At 69.0% G+C, this 21956-nt stretch carries 15 protein-coding genes; 4 read left to right on the plus strand and 11 right to left on the minus strand.

Translation table 11 applies throughout. The features are described 5' to 3' along the window. Nucleotides 1-52 precede the first annotated feature (52 nt). Nucleotides 53-5041: an NAD-glutamate dehydrogenase gene (locus PXH83_RS10595; protein WP_274559137.1), complete on the minus strand. Its 4989-nt coding sequence runs from the start codon at nucleotides 5039-5041 to the stop codon at nucleotides 53-55. 493 nt (nucleotides 5042-5534) lie between these two features. Between PXH83_RS10595 and PXH83_RS10600 the strand changes: the two genes are divergently transcribed. Next, a complete protein-coding gene (locus PXH83_RS10600) occupies nucleotides 5535-6101 on the plus strand; it encodes a DJ-1/PfpI family protein (RefSeq protein ID WP_214922268.1) in 567 nt (188 codons plus the stop codon). Nucleotides 6102-6283: 182 nt separating this feature from the next. Here the strand turns inward: PXH83_RS10600 and PXH83_RS10605 are convergent, their stop codons facing one another. Together PXH83_RS10605 and PXH83_RS10610 are read right to left on the minus strand one after the other, a co-directional pair. Next, on the minus strand, nucleotides 6284-6946 hold the full coding sequence (locus PXH83_RS10605) for an HAD family hydrolase (RefSeq protein ID WP_274559141.1): 663 nt from the start codon (nucleotides 6944-6946) through the stop codon (nucleotides 6284-6286). A 73-nt stretch (nucleotides 6947-7019) separates the two neighbouring features. Continuing rightward, a complete protein-coding gene (locus PXH83_RS10610) occupies nucleotides 7020-7526 on the minus strand; it encodes a DUF6912 family protein (protein ID WP_274559143.1) in 507 nt (168 codons plus the stop codon). A 278-nt stretch (nucleotides 7527-7804) separates the two neighbouring features. Here PXH83_RS10610 and PXH83_RS10615 point away from each other — a divergent pair, with 278 nt between their 5' ends. Continuing rightward, nucleotides 7805-8338: an Rv3235 family protein gene (locus PXH83_RS10615; protein WP_274559145.1), complete on the plus strand. Its 534-nt coding sequence runs from the start codon at nucleotides 7805-7807 to the stop codon at nucleotides 8336-8338. A gap of 121 nt (nucleotides 8339-8459) precedes the next feature. Here PXH83_RS10615 and secA read toward each other — a convergent pair whose 3' ends face one another. Then, nucleotides 8460-11294, minus strand: a complete 2835-nt coding sequence (gene secA, locus PXH83_RS10620) for a preprotein translocase subunit SecA (RefSeq protein WP_274559147.1) — start codon at nucleotides 11292-11294, stop codon at nucleotides 8460-8462. Nucleotides 11295-11535: 241 nt separating this feature from the next. Here secA and PXH83_RS10625 point away from each other — a divergent pair, with 241 nt between their 5' ends. After that, nucleotides 11536-12120, plus strand: coding sequence for a GNAT family N-acetyltransferase (locus PXH83_RS10625; RefSeq protein ID WP_274559150.1), 585 nt, complete (start codon nucleotides 11536-11538; stop codon nucleotides 12118-12120). Nucleotides 12121-12170: 50 nt separating this feature from the next. Then, nucleotides 12171-13343 carry a winged helix-turn-helix domain-containing protein gene (locus PXH83_RS10630; protein ID WP_274559153.1) on the plus strand — a complete coding sequence of 391 codons (1173 nt, stop codon included), beginning with the start codon at nucleotides 12171-12173 and terminating at the stop codon, nucleotides 13341-13343. A gap of 33 nt (nucleotides 13344-13376) precedes the next feature. Here the strand turns inward: PXH83_RS10630 and PXH83_RS10635 are convergent, their stop codons facing one another. From PXH83_RS10635 to mtnA, 7 genes are all read right to left on the minus strand, one after another. After that, nucleotides 13377-14138 (minus strand): response regulator, encoded by a 762-nt coding sequence (locus PXH83_RS10635; protein WP_274559155.1) that lies wholly within the window; start codon nucleotides 14136-14138, stop codon nucleotides 13377-13379. A gap of 221 nt (nucleotides 14139-14359) precedes the next feature. Then, nucleotides 14360-15049 carry a ribosome hibernation-promoting factor, HPF/YfiA family gene (gene hpf, locus PXH83_RS10640; RefSeq protein ID WP_214922285.1) on the minus strand — a complete coding sequence of 230 codons (690 nt, stop codon included), beginning with the start codon at nucleotides 15047-15049 and terminating at the stop codon, nucleotides 14360-14362. A gap of 315 nt (nucleotides 15050-15364) precedes the next feature. After that, the gene (locus tag PXH83_RS10645) at nucleotides 15365-16102 is read right to left on the minus strand and encodes a ComF family protein (protein WP_274559159.1); all 738 of its coding nucleotides are present in this window, start codon (nucleotides 16100-16102) and stop codon (nucleotides 15365-15367) included. 57 nt (nucleotides 16103-16159) lie between these two features. Further along, nucleotides 16160-17947, minus strand: a complete 1788-nt coding sequence (locus PXH83_RS10650) for an LpqB family beta-propeller domain-containing protein (protein WP_274559162.1) — start codon at nucleotides 17945-17947, stop codon at nucleotides 16160-16162. Nucleotides 17948-18032: 85 nt separating this feature from the next. Beyond that, nucleotides 18033-20078 (minus strand): MtrAB system histidine kinase MtrB, encoded by a 2046-nt coding sequence (mtrB, locus tag PXH83_RS10655; protein ID WP_274559164.1) that lies wholly within the window; start codon nucleotides 20076-20078, stop codon nucleotides 18033-18035. A gap of 1 nt (nucleotide 20079) precedes the next feature. Next, nucleotides 20080-20769 (minus strand): MtrAB system response regulator MtrA, encoded by a 690-nt coding sequence (gene mtrA, locus PXH83_RS10660; protein WP_205375139.1) that lies wholly within the window; start codon nucleotides 20767-20769, stop codon nucleotides 20080-20082. Nucleotides 20770-20773: 4 nt separating this feature from the next. Further along, nucleotides 20774-21928 (minus strand): S-methyl-5-thioribose-1-phosphate isomerase, encoded by a 1155-nt coding sequence (gene mtnA, locus PXH83_RS10665; RefSeq protein ID WP_274559172.1) that lies wholly within the window; start codon nucleotides 21926-21928, stop codon nucleotides 20774-20776. Between the last annotated feature and the right edge of the window lie 28 nt (nucleotides 21929-21956).

A 21956-nucleotide genomic window follows, 5' to 3' on the forward strand; every position in this document is an offset into this window, starting at 1 on the left:
CCCTTCTACGTACCGCTGCTCTACGTACCGTTCCTCGACGTACCGCTGAGGATCAGACGCGCGTACGCAACATCGTCCGCATCGTCCGCATCGCCACCGACAGGTTCGCCAGGTCGAACGCGTCCGAGCCCTGGATCTCCTCCAGCGTGGTCCGCGCGCGGCCCAGGATCGCCGCGTTCTTCTCCTCCCACGCCTTGAAGCGCTGCTCCGGCGTCGAGGTCCCGTTGCCGACGGACAGCACGTCCTGCGTCAGGCCGGCGTGCGCCGCGTACAGGTCCTCGCGGATGGAGGCACGGGCCATGGACTGCCAGCGGTCGGCCCGCGGCAGTTCGATGATCCGGTCCATCAGCTGCGTGATGGAGAGACGGTCGGCGAGGTCGTAGTACACCTCGGCGACATCCATCGGAGCCTTGTCGGTCCGCTCCGCTATCGCGACGATGTCGAGCGTCGGGAAGGCCGACGAGAACCCGGCGACCCGCAGCGCGAGTTCCTCCGGAACACCCGCCTCCGTCAGCTCGTCCAGGATGCTCTGGTACCACTCCAGGTCCGCGCCGCGCAGCAGCTTCGGCAGCTCGTCCCAGACCCGTTCCACACCCTGGCTGAAGAAGGCGATGGTCTCGCCGAGCTCCAGCGGCTGCGGCCGGTTGCCCAGCAGCCAGCGCGTGCCGCGCTCGACGAGGCGGCGCGAGTGCAGCCGGATCCGGGTCTGGACGTCGGCCGGGACCTTGTTGTCGAGCGCCTCGACGGCGTCCCAGACCTGGCTGAGCCCGAAGATCTCGCGGGCCGCGAACTGCGCCCGTACGATCTCCTCGATCGCCGCCCCGGTCTCCTCCCGCAGACGGTGCAGGAAGGTCGAACCACCGGTGTTCACGGTGTCGTTGACCAGCACGGTCGTGACGATCTCACGGCGCAGCGCATGCGCGTCGATCTGCTCGCCGAACTTCTCGCGCAGCGCCTGGGGGAAGTACGCGTGCAGCAGGCTCCGCAGGTGCGGGTCGTCCGGCAGGCTCGTCTTGATCAGCTCGTCCGCCACCGTGATCTTGGTGTAGGCGAGCAGGACGGCGAGCTCGGGCTGGCTCATGCCCCGGCCGGTGCTCAGCAGCTCGCGGATCTGGCGGTCGGCGGGCAGGAATTCGAGAGCGCGGTTCAGGTGGCCGTCGCGCTCCAGCTTGCGCATGAAGCGCTGGTGCGCGTGGAGCAGCGAGGGCGACTGGGTGACGGCGTTGGCCAGGGCCACGTTCTGCGCGTAGTTGTTGCGCAGCACCAGCATGCCGACCTCGTCGGTCATCGTGGCGAGCAGCTGGTTGCGCTGCTTGACGGTCATGTCGCCGTCGGCCACGAGCGCGTTGAGCAGGATCTTGATGTTCACCTCGTGGTCGGAGGTGTCCACACCGGCGCTGTTGTCGATGGCGTCGGTGTTACACCTTCCTCCTGAACCACGGGGGCCGCCTTCACCGCCGGCGCCGCGGCGCGCGAACTCGATGCGGCCGAGCTGGGTCGCGCCCAGGTTGCCGCCCTCGCCGACGACCTTGACCCGCAGGTCCTCGCCGTTGACGCGGATCGCGTCGTTGGCCTTGTCGCCGACGTCGGCGTTCGACTCGACCGTCGACTTGACGTACGTACCGATGCCGCCGTTCCACAGCAGATCCACCGGCGCCTTGAGGATCGCCTTCATCAGATCGGCCGGGGTCATCTTGGTGATGCCCCGCTCGATGCCGAGAGCCTCGCGCATGTGCGCGTTGACCGGGATCGACTTGGCGGTGCGCGGGTGGATGCCGCCACCTGCGGACAGCAGCGTCTTGTTGTAGTCGGCCCAGGACGAGCGCGGCAGGTCGAAGAGGCGGCGCCGCTCGGCGTACGAGACGGCGGCGTCCGGCGTCGGGTCGATGAAGATGTGCCGGTGGTCGAAGGCGGCGACGAGGCGGATGTGCTCGGAGAGCAGCATGCCGTTGCCGAAGACGTCGCCGGACATGTCGCCGACGCCGACGACCGTGAAGTCCTCGGTCTGGGTGTCGTGGCCGAGCTCGCGGAAGTGCCGCTTGACGGACTCCCAGGCGCCGCGGGCCGTGATGCCCATGCCCTTGTGGTCGTAGCCGACGGAACCGCCGGACGCGAAGGCGTCGCCGAGCCAGAAGTTGTAGGCGATCGCGATTTCGTTGGCGATGTCGGAGAAGGTCGCGGTGCCCTTGTCGGCGGCGACGACGAGGTACGTGTCGTCCTCGTCGTGCCGTACGACCTCCCTCGGCGGCACGACCTCGCCCGCCACCATGTTGTCGGTGATGTCGAGCAGCGCCGAGATGAAGGTCTTGTACGAGGCGATGCCCTCGGCCATCCACGCGTCACGGTCGACGGACGGGTCCGGGAGGTTCTTCGCGACGAAGCCGCCCTTGGCACCGACCGGCACGATGACGGTGTTCTTCACCATCTGCGCCTTGACCAGGCCGAGCACCTCCGTACGGAAGTCCTCACGCCGGTCGGACCAGCGCAGACCACCGCGGGCGACCTTGCCGAAGCGCAGGTGGACGCCTTCGACGCGCGGCGAGTAGACCCAGATCTCGTACGCCGGGCGGGGCGCGGGGAGGTCGGGGATGGCCTGCGGGTCGAACTTCATCGAGATGTAGCCGTGCGGCTCGCCGTTGTCCGCGGTCTGGAAGAAGCTGGTGCGCAGCGTCGCCTTGATGACGGTCAGGAAGGACCGCAGGATGCGGTCCTCGTCGAGCGAGGCGACCTGGTCGAGCGCCCCGTCGAGCTCCTCCAGGAGCCCGTCGGTCAGCTCGGTACCGGCCCGCTGCCGCTCCGGCGACATCCGCGCCTCGAAGAGGCTCACCAGCAGCCGAGTGGTGTGGACGTTGTTGCGGAGGGTGTCCTCCATGTAGTCCTGGCTGAAGGTCGAACCGGCCTGGCGCAGGTACTTGGCGTACGCGCGCAGCACCATCGCCTGCCGCCAGTCCAGACCGGCGCTCAGGACAAGGGCGTTGAAGCCGTCGTTCTCGGCCTGCCCGGTCCACACCGCGGCGAAGGCGTCCTGGAAACGGTCACGCGCGTCGTCGGCCAGGTAGCCGCCGTTGCTGCTCGGCTTGGGCATGCGCAGCCCGAAGTCGTAGATCCACGCGTGTGTACGGTCCGCGCAGCGCAGCTCGTACGGGCGCTCGTCGACGACCTCGACGCCGAGGCGCTGGAGGACGGGCAGGACGGCGGAGAGGGAGACCTGCTCGCCGATCCGGTAGATCTTGAAGCGGCGCTCGTTGGGTCCGGCGCCGACCGGCTCGTACAGCGAGAGCGCGAAGTCCTTGCGGCCCTTCGTCAGGTGCTCCAGGTGGACCAGGTCGGCGACGGCGGCACGCGGCGAGTGGTCGGCCTTGTAGCCCTCGGGGAAGGCGTGACCGTATCTGCGCAGCAGCTCGGCGGCGCGCTCCTCGCCGCACTCGGCGTTCAGCGCCTCGGCGAAACCGTCGGCCCAGGAGCGGGCGGCCTCGACCAGGCGGGCCTCGATGCGCTCGGTGTCGGCGTCGGTGAGGTGGGGCAGCTCGGTGCCGGGCGGGACGCGGACGACGAAGTGCAGGCGGGAGAGGACCGACTCGGTGTTCCAGGCGGTGAAGTCGACGCTGATGCCGCCGAGCTCCTCCTTCAGGATGTCGATCAGGCGCAGCCGGACGCCGGTGGTGTAGCGGTCGCGGGGCAGGTAGACGATGGCGGAGTAGTAGCGGCCGTACTCGTCCTGTCGCAGGTACAGCCGCAGGCGACGCCGTTCCTGGAGGTAGAGCACGCTCGTCACGATGGACGTCAGCTGGTCGACGGGGGTCTGGAAGAGCTCGTCGCGCGGGTACGTCTCCAGGATCTGGAGCAGGTCGCGGCCGTCGTGGCTGTTGGGCGAGAAGCCCGCGCTGTCGAGAACCTCGGCGACCTTGCGGCGGATGACGGGGACGCGGCGTACGGACTCGGTGTACGCGGCCGAGGAGAAGAGTCCGAGGAAGCGCCGCTCGCCGATGACATTGCCGTCGGCGTCGAACCTTTTCACGCCGACGTAGTCGAGGTAGCTCGGCCGGTGCACGGTCGAGCGGCTGTTGGCCTTCGTCAGTACGAGCAGCTTGTGCTCGCGGGCCTTGGCGCGGGCGTCGGCGGGCAGCCGGCTGAAGGACGGCGAGACGGGGTGGGCGTGCGCGTCGTCGCCGCTGTGGTGCGGGTCGGAGCGGAGGATGCCGAGGCCGGTGCCGGGGACTGCGGCGAGCGCGTCGCCGTTGACCAGGTCGTACTCGCGGTAGCCGAGGAAGGTGAAGTGGTCGGCGGACAGCCAGCGCAGCAGCTCGCGGGCTTCGTCGACCTCCTGGTCGCGCAGGTCGTCGGCGGTGGGCTCGCTCGGCAGCTCGTCGCCGATGCGCAGCGCGGCGTCGCGCATCTTCTCCCAGTCCTCGACGGCCTCGCGGACGTCGGACAGGACGCGGAGCAGATCGGCGGTGATCTGCTTGAGGTCGGAGCGGTCGGTCTCGCGGTCGAACTCGACGTGAATCCAGGATTCGATGAACGCGTCGTGCGGCAGCTTCTTCTTGCCTGCCGCAGAGCCCGCCTTTTCGGCGGTGAGGACCTCGATCAGCTTGCCGGTGACATCGCGTCGTACGACGACCTGCGGGTGGATCACGACGTGGATGCCGCGGCCCTGGCGGGACAGCTCATTGGTGACGGAGTCGACCAGGAACGGCATGTCGTCGGTGACGACCTCGACGACGGAGTGGCTGCAGGTCCAGCCGTTCTCCTCGACCGTCGGCGTGTGGACGCGCACATTCGCCGTGCCCTGGGGGCGGTTTTCCGCCAGACGGTAGTGCGAGAGGGCCGCGCCGAACACGTCGACCGGGTCGCGGTCTGCCAGGTCTTCGGGTGCCGTGTGCAGGTAGTAGCGCTGGAGGTACGCGAGGGTCGTGTCCCTGTCGGGAGCCCCTGCCCTCGTGGACCCAGTCGAAGGTTGCCCCCCGGCCGGGCTGTGCTCAGCTACCCGGGCCGCCCGTGCGAGCAGCTCGGCCTTGGCTTCGTCCAGCTTGGTCTGCATGTCCTCTGGCTCCTGTCGCGCGCCGTTGCGTGACGTAGGTGGTGAAGAAGGTGGCACAGCGCCACGACGCGGGGTGTCCGGTCGATGTCGACGTTATGCCGCGATGAGAGATACCCGTGACGTTTTTGGCCATATTGGCTATTTTTGGCATCAGGTCAGGGTTTCGGGGATCAGCGACCGCCCGGGCACGGTGGTGCTCCGGGCGCATGGCGGGGGCTTCACTGCCCCCGAGGCCTATCGCGCTGATCACGGGACCAGGCTATCGCCCCGTACCGGGGGGCCGTCATGTCCGGATGGTGTACAAAACCAGCCGCGAAGTTTGACAGTCTGGACAGCGACGAGCGCGGTAAGCGTGAGAACCGGCGAGGCAGCCGCTCCGCAACGGCCCGGCGCCCACCGAAACCGCCCGTCAATCCGGCCGCGCGTGCTTGGCAAACCCGCGACGCGGATGCACGTTGACCGGGACAGTAAAGGCCGAGAGGAGCAAGTAGCCATGGTGGCGAAGATCCTGATCGTGACCGGCGACGCGGCAGAGTCGCTGGAGGTCCTCTACCCGTACCAACGTCTGCGCGAGGAGGGGTACGAGGTCCATATCGCGGCCCCGACCCGCAAGACGCTCCAGTTCGTGGTCCACGACTTCGAGCCCGGCTTCGACACGTACACGGAAAAGCCCGGCTACACCTTGCCGGCCGACGTCGCCTTCTCGGAAGTCGACGCGGGCGAGTACGCCGCACTGGTGATCCCCGGCGGACGCGCCCCCGAGTACCTGCGCAACGACGGAGAGCTCCGCAAGATCCTCAAGGCCTTCTTCGACTCGGACAAGCCGGTGGCCCAGATCTGCCACGGCCCACTGCTGACGGCAGCCATCGACGGCCTGGTGGGTCGGCGGGTCACGGCGTACCCGGCCCTGGAACTCGACATGCAGGCCGCCGGGGCGACCTTCCACGACGCGGAGGCAGTGGTCGACGGCACCCTGGTATCAGCCCGAGCCTGGCCGGACCACCCAGCCTGGATGCGCGAATTCCTCAAAGTGCTTCGAACGAAGGCACCGGTGACCTGAGGCGGCTTGGGGATCAGGCCAGGGGGCTTGGGGACCAGGGCCGCGGGACGGGAAGGGGCGAGAAGGGGCGGGGTGGGGAAAATGTCCGCCGCGCCCCGACCCGCGCACAACGCCCTCGCCGGTCAGCAGCCGGCGAACGCACCCGTCGACAGCCCTCTCACCCCACTCACCCCGTAAGCCACTCATCCCGTAAGCCACTCAGCCGCAACCACCGCTTCCTCCAGCGTGTCGACCACCGGTACGCCCGCCTGCTCCAGGCTGGCCCTGCTGTGCGAACCCCCGGTGTAAAGCACCGCCCGCGCTCCGACATGCGCCGCCGCCACCGCGTCGTCGACCGCGTCACCGATCACGACCACCCGATCCGAGGCGACGCCGCCCAGCGCCGCGACATGGCGGGTCATGTGCGCGGCCTTGCTGCCGCCGGAAGGGCCGGTCCGGCCGTCGATGCGTATGAAGTGCCGCTCGATTCCGTAGCCGCGCACCACCGGGAGCAGCTGCTCATGCCCGTACATGCTCAGCAACGACTGACTGCGGCCCCGGGACTGCCACTCCAGCAGCAGCTCCTCCACGCCTTCGGCGAGCGCGCACGCCACCCGTCGTTCCGTGTAGTGCCGGTGGAAGGCCTCGTCCATGACGACCCACTCCGCATCGGTCGGCAACCGCCCCATGAGCCGCTCGTAGAAGCGCGGTATGGGCACGCAGTACAGCTCCTGGTAGCGCGCGAGCGTTATCGGCTCAAGGCCGATCTCCGCGAACGCGGCGTTCGTCGCGCCGATGACCGCACTGATGTCGTCGAGCAGCGTGCCGTTCCAGTCCCAGACCAGATGCGTCGTGTGCTTCACCATGCAAAGACGGTACCCATCCGCTCTGACAACCCAGTCCGCCCAGCCTGCTCAGCCGCTCAGCCCGCCCCGGCCTTCAGCCGATCAGGTTCGGGATCTCCTGCACGCCGAACCACAGCAGCTCGTGGTCCTCCGCCCCGTCCACCGTGAACTGCGCGTCGTCGTCCCCGTGGTCCGCCGCCCCCAGCGCCGCGGCCGCCGCCGTCACATCGGCCTCCGCGTCGTCCGCGTCGACATGCACCGCCGCCGCCTTCTTCAGCGGTACGGCGTCCGCGATCCGCACCTCGCCGATCCCGGCGGCATCGAGCCCGCGGTCCGGGTCGGCGACGGCCTGCCCGTCCGCCACGTCGACGGCGACGACGACCCGGCGCCGCGCGGCCCCGGGGTCCCCTGCCAGCAGCCGCAGCGACGCTGCCGCGGCCCGGTTGAGTGCCGCGTACTCCAGCTCCTCTATGTCGTCCGAGACGTACCACTCGCGCAGACCCGGCGTAACGGCGTATGCGGTCAGCGGGCCGGGGCCGAGCTCGCCCGCTTTGTGCGCCTCAGCGAGACCAGGAAGGGTCAGGGGTACGTAGACGCGCATCGCAAGCCGCTTTCGTAGTCGGAAGACGGACTCAAGGATACGTACGGAGTCCCCCATCGGGGTGGTGGTCCCCACCCCGCGCGACGTCCACCTGAAGGGGGCGCGCGACGCCTCACGCCGCCCCTGGTGGACCCCAGGTCACCCTGATAGGTGAATTCACCGGCCGCCACCCAGAGCGGCCACTGCGTCTTGCCGCCGCCCACCCGCCCCCGTAAAAGATCAGCAGCAGAAGTTACTGCCCGGTATCAACGCCGGGCACGCAGAGCGGGGGCAGCAGGATGAGCAAGGACAGGACCAGGCCGCAGGGACGCCGGGACCAGCGCAGGCCGGGCACACCCACAGCAAGGGCCGCAGCCGCAGCCGCACCCACAGGCACCGGAGCAGGCGCTGGAGCAGGCACTGGCACCCGAACGCGCACAGCACCCGCAGCCGCAGCCGCACTACGGCAGCGCCACCACCGCCCCACGCCGCACGAACAGTTCGCGGAGCGCCTGCTTGCCGTGCTCAGTGGCCGCCGCCCCGTGCACTGGATGCTCGGGCACACCATCGGTGAGGCGTACGAGCAGCTGGTCCAGCTCGCCCCCCGAACTCCGCTGAGGACCCGGGGCACGCTCCCCGTCGTACGCCGCTGCGGCGGCTTCCACCCCCGCCCCGGCGTGGTCGAGGCCTTCGCGAGCATCGCGGCCGGCGAGCAGGTGCGGGCGATGGCGTTCCGGCTGGAGCGCGGCCAGGACCTGCGCTGGCGATGCGCCGCAGTCGAAATCGGCGGCACCCCGTCGGGCACGACCGACGCGACCCGAGCCAGGGCATAGACACGGCCGGGGCCGGACACCACTCAAGGTGCCCGGCCCCGGCCGGCAAATGCCCGTCGCACAGACAGACCTGCAAGACCACCGACCGGTAAGGCCGCAGACCTGCCAGGACGGCTGCGCGCTACTTCTTGCGGCGGCGGCTGCCACCCTTCTGCGCCTTGCGCCGCTCGGCGCGAGTCATCCCGTCCGACGCGGACCGCGCAGGCCCGTCACCGTTCTCGAAGTCGCCCTCGACGACACCGCCCTCGCCGTCCACCGTGGGAGCGGAGAAGTGCAGCCGGTCGGGCCGCTGCGGAGCGTCGAGCCCCTTCGCCCGGATCTCCGGACGGGCCGCACCGGCCGGCACCGCGTCTTCCTTGGCGAGCGACGGCTTCGCGGCCCCGGCCCGATCGGCCACAGCCTGCACCGGAACTTCCTCGACCTGCTGCTCGACCTGGACCTCCAGGTTGAACAGGTAGCCGACGGACTCTTCCTTGATGCCGTCCATCATGGCGTTGAACATGTCGAAGCCCTCGCGCTGGTACTCGACCAGCGGGTCCTTCTGGGCCATCGCACGCAGGCCGATGCCCTCCTGGAGATAGTCCATCTCGTAGAGGTGCTCACGCCACTTGCGGTCCAGGACGGACAGCACCACGCGCCGCTCCAGCTCCCGCATGATCTCGGGGCCGAGCTGCGTCTCGCGCTCCGCGTACTGATCGTGGATGTCGTCCTTGATGGACTCGGCGATGAACTCGGCGGTGATCCCCGCACGGTCACCCGCCGCGTCCTCCAGCTCCTCGATCGTGACCTTCACCGGGTAGAGCTGCTTGAACGCGCCCCACAGCCGGTCGAGGTCCCACTCCTCGGCGAAGCCCTCGACGGTCTCCGCCTGGATGTACGCGTCGATGGTGTCGTCCATGAAGTGACGCACCTGCTCGTGCAGGTCCTCGCCCTCGAGCACCCGGCGCCGCTCGCCGTAGATGACCTCGCGCTGCCGGTTGAGCACCTCGTCGTACTTCAGGACGTTCTTGCGCGTCTCGAAGTTCTGCTGCTCGACCTGCGACTGGGCGGACGCGATCGCCCGCGTCACCATCTTGTTCTCGATCGGTACGTCGTCCGGCACATTCGCCATCGACATCACACGCTCGACCATCGCGGCCTTGAACAGGCGCATCAGGTCGTCGCCCAGCGACAGGTAGAAGCGGGACTCGCCCGGGTCGCCCTGACGGCCGGAACGACCGCGCAGCTGGTTGTCGATACGCCGCGACTCGTGCCGCTCCGTACCCAGCACGTAGAGCCCGCCGAGCGCCTTGACCTCTTCGAACTCCGCCTTGACCGCCAGCTCGGCCTTCTCCAGCGCGGCGGGCAGCGCAGCCGCCCACTCCTCGATGTGCTCCTCCGGGTCGAGGCCGCGCTGGCGCAGCTCCGCCTCGGCGAGGTCGTCCGGGTTGCCGCCGAGCTTGATGTCCGTACCGCGGCCGGCCATGTTCGTGGCGACGGTGACGGCGCCCTTGCGGCCGGCCTGGGCGACGATCGATGCCTCACGGTCGTGCTGCTTGGCGTTGAGGACCTCGTGCTGGACACCGCGCTTGGAGAGCTGCTGCGAGAGGTACTCGGACTTCTCGACCGAGGTGGTGCCGACCAGGATCGGCTGCCCCTTCTCGTGCTTCTCCGCGATGTCGTCGACGACCGCGGCGAACTTGGCGACCTCGGTGCGGTAGATCAGGTCCGACTGGTCGGCGCGGACCATCGGCCGGTTCGTCGGGATCGGCACGACGCCCAGCTTGTAGATCTGGTGGAACTCGGCGGCCTCGGTCATGGCCGTACCGGTCATGCCGGAGAGCTTGCCGTAGAGGCGGAAGAAGTTCTGCAGGGTGATCGTGGCGAGGGTCTGGTTCTCGTCCTTGATGTCCACCCCTTCCTTCGCCTCGATCGCCTGGTGCATGCCCTCGTTGTAGCGGCGGCCGGCGAGGATACGGCCGGTGTGCTCGTCGACGATCATGACTTCGCCGTCGATGACGACGTAGTCCTTGTCCTTCTTGAACAGTTCCTTGGCCTTGATGGCGTTGTTCAGGTACCCGACGAGCGGCGTGTTGACCGACTCGTAGAGATTGTCGATGCCCAGCCAGTCCTCGACCTTGGCGACACCGGGCTCGTGGATGGCGACGGTGCGCTTCTTCTCGTCGACCTCGTAGTCGCCGGTCTCCTCGATGCCCTTGAGCTGGTTGCCCGGCTCGCCCTTCTTGAGGCGGGTGACCAACTTGGCGAAGTCGCCGTACCACTTGGTGGCCTGGTCGGCCGGGCCGGAAATGATCAGCGGCGTACGGGCCTCGTCGACCAGGATCGAGTCGACCTCGTCGACAATGGCGAAGTTGTGGCCGCGCTGGACAAGCTCGTCCTGGGACCACGCCATGTTGTCGCGCAGGTAGTCGAAGCCGAATTCGTTGTTCGTGCCGTACGTGATGTCGCAGTTGTACATCTCACGGCGCTGAGCGGGCGACATGTTGGCGAGAATGCAGCCGACCTCGAGGCCGAGGAATTTGTGCACCCGGCCCATCATTTCGGAGTCTCGCTCGGCCAGGTAGTCGTTCACCGTGATCAGGTGGACGCCCTTGCCTGACAGCGCGTTCAGATAGGCGGGGAGCGTACCGACGAGGGTCTTGCCCTCACCGGTCTTCATCTCGGCGACATAACCGAGATGGAGGGCGGCGCCACCCATCATCTGGACGTCGTAATGGCGCTGACCGAGAACACGCTTGGCGGCCTCGCGAACGGTCGCGAATGCCTCGGGGAGCAGGTCGTCCAGGCTCTCGCCGTCGGCGTACCGCTCCTTGTACTCATCGGTGAGCGCCCGCAACTCGGCGTCGGAGAGGTTGATGAAGTCCTCTTCGATGGAGTTGACCTGGTCCGCGATGCGGTGCAGTTTGCGCAGGATCTTGCCTTCGCCTGCACGCATGAGCTTGTTGAAGACGGACACTGAGGCTGGTCTCCTTGCCGGTCGGGCCTGTGCACTGGGTCGTGTATGGACGCTGGCGCGGGCACGGCAGGTGGGCCCCACCGCAACGGCCATCGTAAGCGAGGACCCCGCCGCGCCGGGAGGTCCGCCGGTATGAAGGCCCACTGTCACCCGCAATGAGAACGGACAGGGAGCCCGGAAGGTGCCGGGCCATCCCGAAAAGGTCTGGCGCCCACGACCCCGCCGAGCCGAGAATCGGCCGATGGATCCCGTATTCCTCACCACCGAGCGTCTGCTGCTGCGCCCCTTCGAGCCGGCCGACACCGACGCCGTCTTCCTGGCCTGCCAGGACTCCGAGATCCAGCGCTGGACTACGATCCCCTCGCCGTACGAACTCGATCACGCCGACATGTTCGTCGCCCACATCGTGCCTGACGGCTGGCGTGACGACACCGGCTACAACTTCGCGGTGCTCACCCGCAGCGGCGGGGAGCTCGTGGCGGCGATGTCCGCGATCCGGCGCGGCGAGGGCAGAGCGGAGATCGGCTTCTGGGCGGCGAAGCCGCACCGCGGCCGCGGCTACGTCACGGAGGCGGCGGGGGCCGTCGCCCACTGGGCCTTCACCACGGCGGGCGTGGAACGCCTGGAGTGGCGGGCCGAGGTCGGCAACAGCGCGTCGCGCGCGGTGGCCGAGAAGACCGGTTTCGTCATCGAGGGCACGCAGCGCTCCGGCATCCTGAACAAGGGCGTCCGCCGCGACAGCTGGACCGGCGCACTGCTGCCGTCCGACCTCGGACTGCCCGCCACACATCAGTACCAGCCCGGCGAACCTGCCGACCGGACCTGAATCCCGGCAGCTCAGGGCCTGTTGTCAGTGGCGGCACTTAGGCTGCGGACATGACCAGTCTGCTGCCGCCAACGACCTCCCTGTCCGCCGACGAAGCACGCAGGATCGCCCTGCGGGCCCAGGGATTCCTGGGCGCCCCGGACCGGCGGGGCGGGGTGCGCGGCGTGCTGCGGCACCTGGGCGCGGTGCAGCTCGACACCATTTCCGTACTGGCCCGCTCGCACGAGCTGATCCCGTACGCCCGCCTCGGCGCCGTAGGCCGCAAAACGGTGGACGATGCCTACTGGACGGACAGCCACGCCTTCGAATACTGGTCGCACGCCGCCTGCATCCTGCCCATCGAGGAGTGGCCGCACTTCGCCTTCCGCCGCCGCGCCTACCGCGACCGCCCGCACTGGCACCACGACCTCCCGGACGGCGCGTACGACGCGGTGATCAAGCAGCTGCGCGCCGAAGGCCCGCTGACCGCGACCGAGTTGGGCGGCGCGAAGAACGGCGGGGAGTGGTGGGACTGGTCGGTGTCGAAGGTGGCCGTCGAGCGGGCGCTGATGTACGGCGAGGTGGTCTGCACCCAGCGGCGCAGCTGGAAGCGGGTCTACGACCTCGCCGAACGCGCGGTGCCCGATGCTGTCTATCACGACGAGCTGGACGACACCGAGTGCCTGCGCCGCCTGGTCCGGCTGGCCGGGCAGTCCCTCGGCGTCGGCACCCGCGCCGACATCGCGGACTACCACCGCCTCAAGGGCGAGCAGGTCGACGCCGTGATCGCCGACTCGGGGCTGGTCCCGGTCGAGGTGGAGGGCTGGGCCAAGACGGCGTGGGCCGATCCCAATGCGCTGGCGGCCGCACCCCGCGGCCGTCACCGCACGACCCTGCTGTCGCCCTTCGACTCGCTCATCTGGGACCGCCCCCGCGCGGAGCGGATCTTCGGCTTCACGCACCGCCTGGAGGCCTACGTCCCCAAACCGAAGCGGATACACGGGTACTTCGCGATGCCGCTGCTGGCGGGCGGGCGGCTGCTGGGCCGCGTCGACCCGGCGCGCGAGGGCAAGACTCTGGTGGCTCGCCAGGTCTCGCTGGAGAACCGGAAGGCGGTCCTGCCGATGGCGCAGGCACTGGTCGAAGCGGCGGAGTGGGTCGGCTGCAGCAACGTACGGCTGGAGCGTGTCGACGCCCCGGAGCTGCGCGAGCCGCTGACGGCCGAACTGGCCCGCCTCGGCTGAGCCACCTCACCCGACCCGCTTGCCCGGCCCGCCTCATCTGATTTCGAGGATCTTCTCCCGCATCGCGTAGACCACGGCTTCCATCCTGGAGTGCAGCTGCAGCTTCTCCAGGATGTTCCGGACGTGGTTCTTCACGGTGTTCTCGGAGATGAACAATTCCTTGGCGATGTCACGGTTGTTCATCCCGGTCGCGACCAGCTTGAGGACCTCCAGCTCGCGCTCGGTCAAGCGCGGCGCGGGGACGAGTCTGCGCTCGTCGGTGCGCTGGATCATCGACTTGAACTCGGTGAGGAGCTTGGACGCCATCGACGGGCTGATCTGCGATTGGCCGTCCGCCACGGCCCGGATCGCGGTGGCCACCTCGTCGGTCGAAATCTCCTTGAGGAGATATCCCGTGGCGCCGGCCTTGATCGCGTCGTAGAGATCCGCTTCCTCGTCGCTGATCGTCAGCATGATGATCTTCGCGCTGGGGGCGACTTCCTTGATCGAGGTGCATGCCTCGATGCCACCGCGCTTGGGCATCCGTACGTCCATCAGCACGATGTCGGGCAGCAGGTCGGCCGCCTTGTCCACCGCCTCTGCCCCGTCACCGGCTTCCCCGACGACCTGGATGTCCTCTTCCTGCGCGAGAACGATTTCAAGCCCCCGGCGGAAAAGCGCGTGATCGTCGACGACGAGGACCCGGATGGGCTCCTTGCGCGACCCGCCATTGTCCGTGCCGATACCGGCAACGCCGACACAGTCGGCGTCTTCCCCGTCGGTCTCGTCGTGCACCGGCCCGAAGCTGTCCGCCATCGTTCCTCCCCCTGAAGGCCGTGGCCCTAAATTCATGAGCTGTGCCAACCCCAGTCCGTAGAGCACCGATTGGCCTGCGACGCCATGATTTCATGCCCCGACGGCAGAGCGGTGATCCTCTGGTCGCACGATGGTGCCCCTGGGGGCGCACAGGCGCTCCAGGGGCACCACGACAAGTGGTACGGCGCGCTGGCCACGTTTGTTCAGCGCGTCCGGCGGGATCACCCGCCGAGTGCACCGCCCGCGCCGCCCACCTCTGACTCGGCGAGGGGGTCGGTCGTCAGGTGGATGACACCGTAGTCGTAAGCGTGCCGCCGGTAGACGACACTGGGCTCCTTCGTCTCGGCGTCGACGAAGAGGTAGAAGTCGTGCCCGACGAGCTCCATCTCGTAGAGCGCCTGGTCGAGCGACATCGGTGCTGCGACGTGTGTCTTCTCGCGCACCACCAGCGGTCCCTCGCCCTGCACTTCGAGCGAGCCGATCCTGGTGGTGGGGATGGTTGCGGGCGCCTCCTCGGCGACGAGCTGGCCGTTCCCGTTGAGGGGTGCCGCGCCCGGCACCGTCGCACCGACCGCGGCGGCCGGCAGTCGGCCGTTGCCACGGCGGGTGTGGCGCTTGTCGTGCTGCTTGCGCATCCGCGCCTCCAGCTTGCCCGTAGCCAGGTCCAGCGCTGCGTACGGGTCACCGGCCGACGCCTCGGCCCGGATCACCGGGCCACGGGAGTGAAGCGTGATCTCCACACGGTCGGAACGGTCGGCCTGCCGCGGGTTGGGCTCCTTGGACACCTCGACGTCCAGGCTGATCACCTTGCCGTCGATCTTCTGGATCTTTTCCAGGTTCAGCTTCTCGGCCACGTGCTTGCGGAACCTCTCGGGCACCTCGGTCTTGCGGCCCTTGACGACGATGTCCACGCAGAACTCCGTTCCCGGATCACTCCGCTTCAGCGGCGGAGCATCTCCCTCTTGCACCAGGTTCCGGTGAGCACCGGAACCTCGGACTTGGCGACTTTCACCTCCTCCTCCCCAGTCGACAAGATCCCCACCCCATCGACTTCGGGCTGAAGGGAAAAGCCCGAAGCACAGCCGTCCAATAAGTGAGGCACAGGGTCTGCCTTTCCTCACAACCGAACATAGCTCGCCCGGACGCTTGTCGGCACCCGCTACCGCCACGTACCTCCGTTCAGGTGCTTTTCCCGTCTTACCACCAGCAACGATCCAAGTTCCAGGTCAGTTCCGGTTTATTTCGAACGCCGGCGAAGGCGCCGCGACAACAGCCGCGCTCAGCTGTCCGAATCCGCGAAACAGCTGTTCGTCGGTGGCACGCAGTGCACGAGATGCCTCTACGAGCGAAGCGCCCGTCGTCATGAGATCGTCCACCAGCACCACTCTGCCGCCCTCCAGCAACCGACGACCGCCGGCCGCGACCTCCAGAGCCCCGGCCAGATTCGCCAGCCGCTCACGGGCACCCAGGCCCGACTGGTCGACCACCGCACGCCGCTGCCGCAGCACGGCGAGCACCCGCGCGGGAACCCCGGCCCGGCGCAGCTCCCCCGAAGCGGCGAGCGCGATACGACGCCCGGCATCGTGCCCACGTGCCCTTACTGCCCGCCTGGCGGACGGTACGGGCACGAGCAGCAGCGGCTGCGACAACTGCACGGGCTGAGCGCCCGAGGCCGCCACAGAGCCCCTGATGGCCCCCGCCAGGGCTGTACCGAGCGCCCCGGCGAGCCCCAGTGCGCCCCGCTCCTTGTGTGCGAGCAGCACGGCCCGTACGGCGTCCTCGTACGGCGCGGCGGCATGGACCACCGGCAGCCCCGGCGGCTCGGGACACGGCCGCACCCGGCGCGGCCCCACCCCGTACAACGCCTGCCCGCAGTCAGTGCACAAAGCCGTGCGCCTCCTGCCGCAGCCACCGCACGCCACCGGCAGCACCAGACCGGCGAATTCCCTCCACCACCCCCGCATGGCATCTACTCTGCCAAGCCGGGCACGCCCCAGCCACCCCTGTGGAAAACTCCCCCGCTAGCCCGGATAGACCGGCGAAGAGCCCTTACTCGCGACAGTTTTCCAATTGGCACCGGGTGGCAGCCTCACAATGCCGTCCTCCAGCGAATGCGCCAGCAGCGGCAGCCGGTCGTCGTCCGCCGACGCGACCGTCGTGACCCGGTTCGCGCCCGGCACCGACTGGGCGTCCGACGTCGAACCGTCCGTCTGCAGATAGCGCAGCTGCTGTACGCCGCCGGACTCGCGCCCGACCACCACAAGACGGCTTCGGCCGGCCCAGGACACGGCCGTCACTTCTTCCATCTGCGGGGCGATGGGCCGCAGATCGACGACGGACACCTCCGGACTGTCGTCGGGACCGTGCCGCTCGATGCGGCCGAGCTTCAGGGTCGTCCGGCCGTCCTCGGTCACCAGCAGCGCGATCCGTACGCCGTCCGCCGACACCTTCAGGGCTTCGATCCGCGCGCCGTCGAGGCCGTCGACGACCCTGACCTCCTCGGGATCGCCCTCGCCGCCCGCCAGCCTCAGCAGCCGGGGCTGACGGGGGTCCCGGTCGGCCACCCACAGGTCGCCCCTGCCGTCCCAGCTCGGCGCCGAAAGCCGGTCCTCCTCCAGCTTGGCACCACTGGTCAGCACCGGCTTCTCCGGCTCACTGTCCGACACGATGGACGCCACATACAGTGACCTCGCGTCCTTCGAGACGCCCGCCGCCCGCCGCTCGTCGCGCGCCACACCGACCGTGCCGAGCAGCCGCTCGCCGCCGCCGAGCGGTCCGGGCACAGGCTCGGCCTCGTCCTCGCTGCCGGTGTTCTCGGCGCTTCCCACCATCCGTACGAGACGGTGCTTCGTGTCGAGGAAGTACTGGTAGTCGGGGCTCCCCGAAGCACGTTCCGGAGCGAAGTCCTCAGCCTGATCCCCGCCGAGCACGCACAGCGTCGAGTTGTCCGACCGCTGCAGTTCGACCTGCCCGACCCGGTACGACGTCAGGTCTCGCAAGGTGAAGAGCAGTTGGGCCGCCATCTCCCTGCACCGCTTCTGACCGACGTTGGACGCCTTGCCGTTGAGCGGCACCTTGAGCGCATTGCGGTCGTCGAACACCAGCGACTTGGTGCCTTCCTTCAGCTTCAACGCCGTCCCCGTGGGGAAGCTCGAACCGACCACCGGTTTCAGCCAGTTGGTCGGACCGCTCAGCAGCGCCTCGACCGTCTGCGTCACCGGGTCCATCTGCGTCTGCGGGTCCATGCGCTTGCGCACATAGACGGGGTCGGCGACCAGCCACGGGTGGGCGCCGGTCCGCTCCGACGACGTACCGGAAGCGAAGTAGTACTTGTTGACCCGGGTATAGATGCGCTCGAAGTCCGACTCGCCGAGCACCAGGCCGGGCGGCAGGCCGTCGATCCGCCACTCCTGCCCGTCAGGGCCGTTCTGCCTGCTGAGATGGATCGTCTCGCGGTACGCCTGCTTGACCGGCTGGTAAGCGCGCTGCTCGTTCACCTCGGCGATCTTCGTGCCGGTCAGCGCGTACGTGTACGCCCCGCCCTCCCGGTCATTGGAACGGTCGGCCTGGGGCACAGGACCGTTGTCCAGCACAGTGACCTGGCGCGGGTCCCACTTCTGGGAAACCTTCTTCGTCAGGTACTTACGGGCCGTGGCGAATTCGGGGTCGTCACCCGTCATCGCCTCCAGGAAACCCTCGACGATCTCGTTGGGCTGCGCCCCGTCCCGCGGCGCCATCCCGTACACCCGCACCTGCGAGTCACCGCGCGGAGACGCGTCCACGGCCTCCACGTCACCGTTGTCGGGCATGGATGCACAGCCCGCCAGCAGCAGACTGCTGCACCCCAGCAGCACAGGAGTCCGGCGCAGGCGCCGCCGTCGACCGCGACGTAGCTCAGCGCCCACGAGTGATGTCCTTCCGCTCCGGATCCTGCGAAACCTGCGTTGCATGCACTGCCTGAGTGGCGTGCGCTGCGTGCGCCGGCCCGTCGCTGTCGCCCGCAGGACGCGCGACCACCCGGGCCCCGCTCCCCGGCAGCGCCGTCGGATCCGCCGCTGCTCGTGGCGCCGCCCGCGGCGCTACCGGCAGCGGCGACCGGTCGACCCGGGGCTGGGAAGGCACCGTGGCGAGGCGATTCGCACCGCTGCCCGGCCTTTCGGCGCCGACCGCCTCGTCCGCAGCGGCACGCTCCCGCCTGCGCCGCGAGTCCTCGGGCTCCAGCGGAATCGGAGAGCCGCGCAGCGACTCGTCCGCCGTACGCGGCAGGGTCAGCCTGAACTGCGAGCCGCCGCCCGGCTCGCCCCACGCCTGCAGCCAGCCGCCGTGCAGCCGCGCGTCCTCGACGGCGATCGACAGGCCCAGGCCAGTACCGCCGGTGGTACGCGCACGTGCCGGATCGGCCCGCCAGAATCGGTTGAACACCCGGGTCGCCTCCCCCGGCTTCAGGCCCACGCCGTAGTCGCGCACCGCGACGGCGACGGCCCCGCCGGCCGTGGCCAGCCGGACCACGACGTCCCGCCCCTCGCCGTGCTCGACGGCATTGACGACGAGGTTGCGCAGTACGCGCTCCACTCGCCGGGCGTCGGCCTCGGCGACGACGGGCTGCTCGTCGCCCGCCACCCGTATCCGGGTCCCCTTGCGCTCCGCCAGCGGCTCGGCGCCCTCGATGACCCGGCGTACGACCTCACGCAGATCTATCGGCTCGGCCTCCAGGGCCGCCGCCCCCGCGTCGAAGCGGCTGATCTCGAGGAGATCGGCGAGCAGCGATTCGAAGCGGTCGAGCTGGCCGGCGAGCAGCTCCGCGGAACGCGCGGTCACCGGGTCGAAGTCACTGCGTGCCTCATGGATGACATCGGCGGCCATCCGTACCGTTGTCAACGGTGTGCGCAGCTCGTGCGACACGTCCGAGACGAAGCGCCGCTGCAGCCGGGACAGCTCCTCCAGCTGCTGGATCTTGACCTGGAGGTTCTGCGCCATCTTGTTGAAGGCCTCGCCGAGCCTGGCGATGTCGTCCTCGCCCGTGACCTTCATGCGTTCCTGGAGGCGCCCGGCGGACAGTCGCTCGGCGACACCCGCGGCCATCCTTACGGGCGTGACGACCTGCCGCACCACCAGCCAGGCGATGCCTCCGAACAGGACGACGACGAAGACTCCCGCGGTGGCGAGCGTGGTCTTGACGAGGGTGAGCGACTCCTCCTCCTGCGTCAGCGGGAAGAGGTAGTAGAGCTGGTACGGCTGGCCGCTGTTGTCGTTCAGCTGCTTGCCGATGACGAGCCCGGGCTCGGGTTCCTGCGCGTCGGTGTACTTGATCTGGACAAAGGCCTTGTACGCCTTGCCCGTGCCTTCGTCGATCGAGTCCCGCAGCTTCTGGGGCACACTAGCGCTCTGATTCACGCCACCGGACGCACGCGGACCACGATTGCTCGCGCTCTCGTCGTCCGAGTTCGCACTCAGTGCCACCACGTGGAACGCCTGTCGCCCGCCGCTGGCGAGCTGCTCGACCAGGTCGGTCCTCCAGTTGGTGGAGTTCCGCGCGGCGGCCCTCGCCTCCGCGCTGCCGCTGCCACCCGTTCCCGCGACGGTACGGGCCTTCTCCTCCGCCACGTCGAACCCGCCGGCCGCCTGGCTCTGGGCCGCCTCCTGCTTCGCGTCGAGGAGGCCGTTGCGTACCTGCCACATGACGACGAAGCCGAGCAGCAGCACCACTCCGAGCGACATCAGCAGGGAGCCGACGACCACGCGCAGCTGGATGTTCCGCCGCCACAGCCGCATGGACGGCAGCAGCGGTGTGCGCACCCAGCGCGCGAAAAGCCGCAGCGCAAGGCTGCCCTGCAGGAAGCGCCGGATCCTGGACGCGGACGTCCTTCGCTGATGACCGGCAGCCCGCTCCGTACGGACTCCCGGCTCCCCGGGCATCGGAGCAGCGCTGCTTCGGGTCATGTCAGCTCGGTCCGGCCTTGTAGCCGACACCACGGACGGTCACTACGATCTCCGGCCTCTCGGGGTCCTTCTCGACCTTCGAGCGCAGCCGCTGGACATGGACATTGACCAGCCTGGTGTCCGCGGCATGGCGATAACCCCACACCTGCTCCAGCAGCACCTCGCGGGTGAACACCTGCCACGGCTTGCGGGCGAGCGCGACCAGCAGGTCGAACTCCAGCGGGGTCAGCGCGATCGACTGCCCGTCGCGCTTCACGGAATGACCGGCCACATCAATGACCAGGTCCCCGATTGCCAGCTGTTCCGGCGCCGGCTCCTCCGACCTCCTCAGTCGCGCCCTGATACGGGCAACGAGCTCCTTGGGCTTGAACGGCTTGACGATGTAGTCGTCGGCACCCGACTCCAGCCCGACCACCACATCAACGGTGTCGCTCTTGGCGGTGAGCATGACGATCGGCACCCCGGACTCGGCCCGGATCAGCCGGCACACTTCGATGCCGTCCCGTCCGGGCAGCATGAGATCCAGCAGCACCAGGTCAGGCTTGGCCTCCCTGAATGCCGCAAGTGCCTTGTCGCCATCCGCTACGAACGACGGCTCAAAACCTTCACCACGCAGCACAATCCCGAGCATCTCGGCGAGTGCGGTGTCGTCGTCGACGACAAGGACGCGTCCTTTCATAATCGACATCATCCCATTAGCTAATCGTTACCTGGCGTGACCTGGCACACAGCTCCGCCAGTCCGGCCCCCGTGACCGGGGAAATCGCACCCTGCTCCGTGACGATCGCGGTCACCAGTTCTGGTGGCGTGACGTCGAAGGCGGGGTTGTACGCCTGCGTTCCCAGCGGCGCAACCGGGATTCCGGCCACGCCCCCGGCTTCCGCGCCGGCCGCAGGGATCTGCGGCAGGGTGAACTCTGTCACCTCCTGCCCGGACCTCTGCTCCACCTCGATGGACGCCCCGTCCGGCGTATCGGGATCCACGGTGGTCACGGGTGCTACGACGATGAACGGCACGTGGTGGTACTTGGCCAGCACGGCGAGCGGATAACTCCCCACCTTGTTCGCCACGGAACCGTCAGCGGCGATGCGGTCAGCCCCGATGAGTACGGCGTCCACCTCGCCGGCGGCGAACAGCGAGCCAGCCGCATTGTCGGTCAGCAGCGTGTACGCCATGCCGCTCCTGGCCGCCTCGTACGCCGTGAGCCGGGCCCCCTGCAGCAGCGGGCGCGTCTCGTCGACCCACAGCCGCCGCAGCCTGCCCGCCCGGTGCGCCGCCAGCGCCACTGCGAACGCCGTGCCCTCGCCCCCGGAGACGAGCCGCCCCGAATTGCAGTGGGTCAGGATGCGCAGCCCGCCTCCGGGCACCAGCTCTTCCACGAGAGCCAGCCCGTGCTCCGCCATCAGCCCGCTGGCCTCGGCGTCCGCGCGGTGCAGCTCCCGCGCAGCGGCCAGCGCCGACGCCGCCGCCTGATCGCCGCCTTCGCCCTTTTCGAGGGCCGCCCGGTACGCCCCTGCCGCGCACCGCACTCCGTACCCGAGGTTGACCGCGGTGGGCCGCGCCCGCTCCAGCAGCCCCGCGGCCTCGTCCACGTCGTATCCACGCGCGGCGGCGAGCGCCACACCGTAGGCACCGGCAATACCGAGGAGCGGTGCGCCACGGACGGCGAGCGTCCGGATCGCCTCCACGAGGGCAGGCACATCCGTACAGACCAGCTCGACCTCCTCGGCGGGCAGCCGGGTCTGGTCGAGCAGCACCAGCACGGGCCCCTCCGGCGGCTCCTCCCAGCGCAGCGTAGGAATGGCGGGCGGCTCGGCGCCCGCCGGGGATTGCGCGTCCAGATCAGCCATTCGTCCAGTCTGCCCGTTGAGGCACCGA

It is taken from the genome of Streptomyces spiramyceticus (assembly GCF_028807635.1).
GTDB lineage: Bacteria > Actinomycetota > Actinomycetes > Streptomycetales > Streptomycetaceae > Streptomyces > Streptomyces spiramyceticus.

What these genes read in the sequence shown, in the direction of transcription:
- mtrB (WP_274559164.1), bottom strand. Translation starts at nt 20,078, where the DNA reads ATGACCCGAAGCAGCGCTGCTCCGATGCCCGGGGAGCCGGGAGTCCGT.
- PXH83_RS10630 (WP_274559153.1), top strand. Translation starts at nt 12,171, where the DNA reads ATGACCAGTCTGCTGCCGCCAACGACCTCCCTGTCCGCCGACGAAGCA.
- PXH83_RS10600 (WP_214922268.1), top strand. Translation starts at nt 5,535, where the DNA reads ATGGTGGCGAAGATCCTGATCGTGACCGGCGACGCGGCAGAGTCGCTG.
- PXH83_RS10610 (WP_274559143.1), bottom strand. Translation starts at nt 7,526, where the DNA reads ATGCGCGTCTACGTACCCCTGACCCTTCCTGGTCTCGCTGAGGCGCAC.
- mtrA (WP_205375139.1), bottom strand. Translation starts at nt 20,769, where the DNA reads ATGATGTCGATTATGAAAGGACGCGTCCTTGTCGTCGACGACGACACC.
- PXH83_RS10635 (WP_274559155.1), bottom strand. Translation starts at nt 14,138, where the DNA reads ATGGCGGACAGCTTCGGGCCGGTGCACGACGAGACCGACGGGGAAGAC.
- PXH83_RS10625 (WP_274559150.1), top strand. Translation starts at nt 11,536, where the DNA reads ATGGATCCCGTATTCCTCACCACCGAGCGTCTGCTGCTGCGCCCCTTC.
- PXH83_RS10645 (WP_274559159.1), bottom strand. Translation starts at nt 16,102, where the DNA reads ATGCGGGGGTGGTGGAGGGAATTCGCCGGTCTGGTGCTGCCGGTGGCG.
- PXH83_RS10605 (WP_274559141.1), bottom strand. Translation starts at nt 6,946, where the DNA reads ATGGTGAAGCACACGACGCATCTGGTCTGGGACTGGAACGGCACGCTG.
- PXH83_RS10595 (WP_274559137.1), bottom strand. Translation starts at nt 5,041, where the DNA reads ATGCAGACCAAGCTGGACGAAGCCAAGGCCGAGCTGCTCGCACGGGCG.
- mtnA (WP_274559172.1), bottom strand. Translation starts at nt 21,928, where the DNA reads ATGGCTGATCTGGACGCGCAATCCCCGGCGGGCGCCGAGCCGCCCGCC.
- PXH83_RS10650 (WP_274559162.1), bottom strand. Translation starts at nt 17,947, where the DNA reads ATGCCCGACAACGGTGACGTGGAGGCCGTGGACGCGTCTCCGCGCGGT.
- PXH83_RS10615 (WP_274559145.1), top strand. Translation starts at nt 7,805, where the DNA reads ATGAGCAAGGACAGGACCAGGCCGCAGGGACGCCGGGACCAGCGCAGG.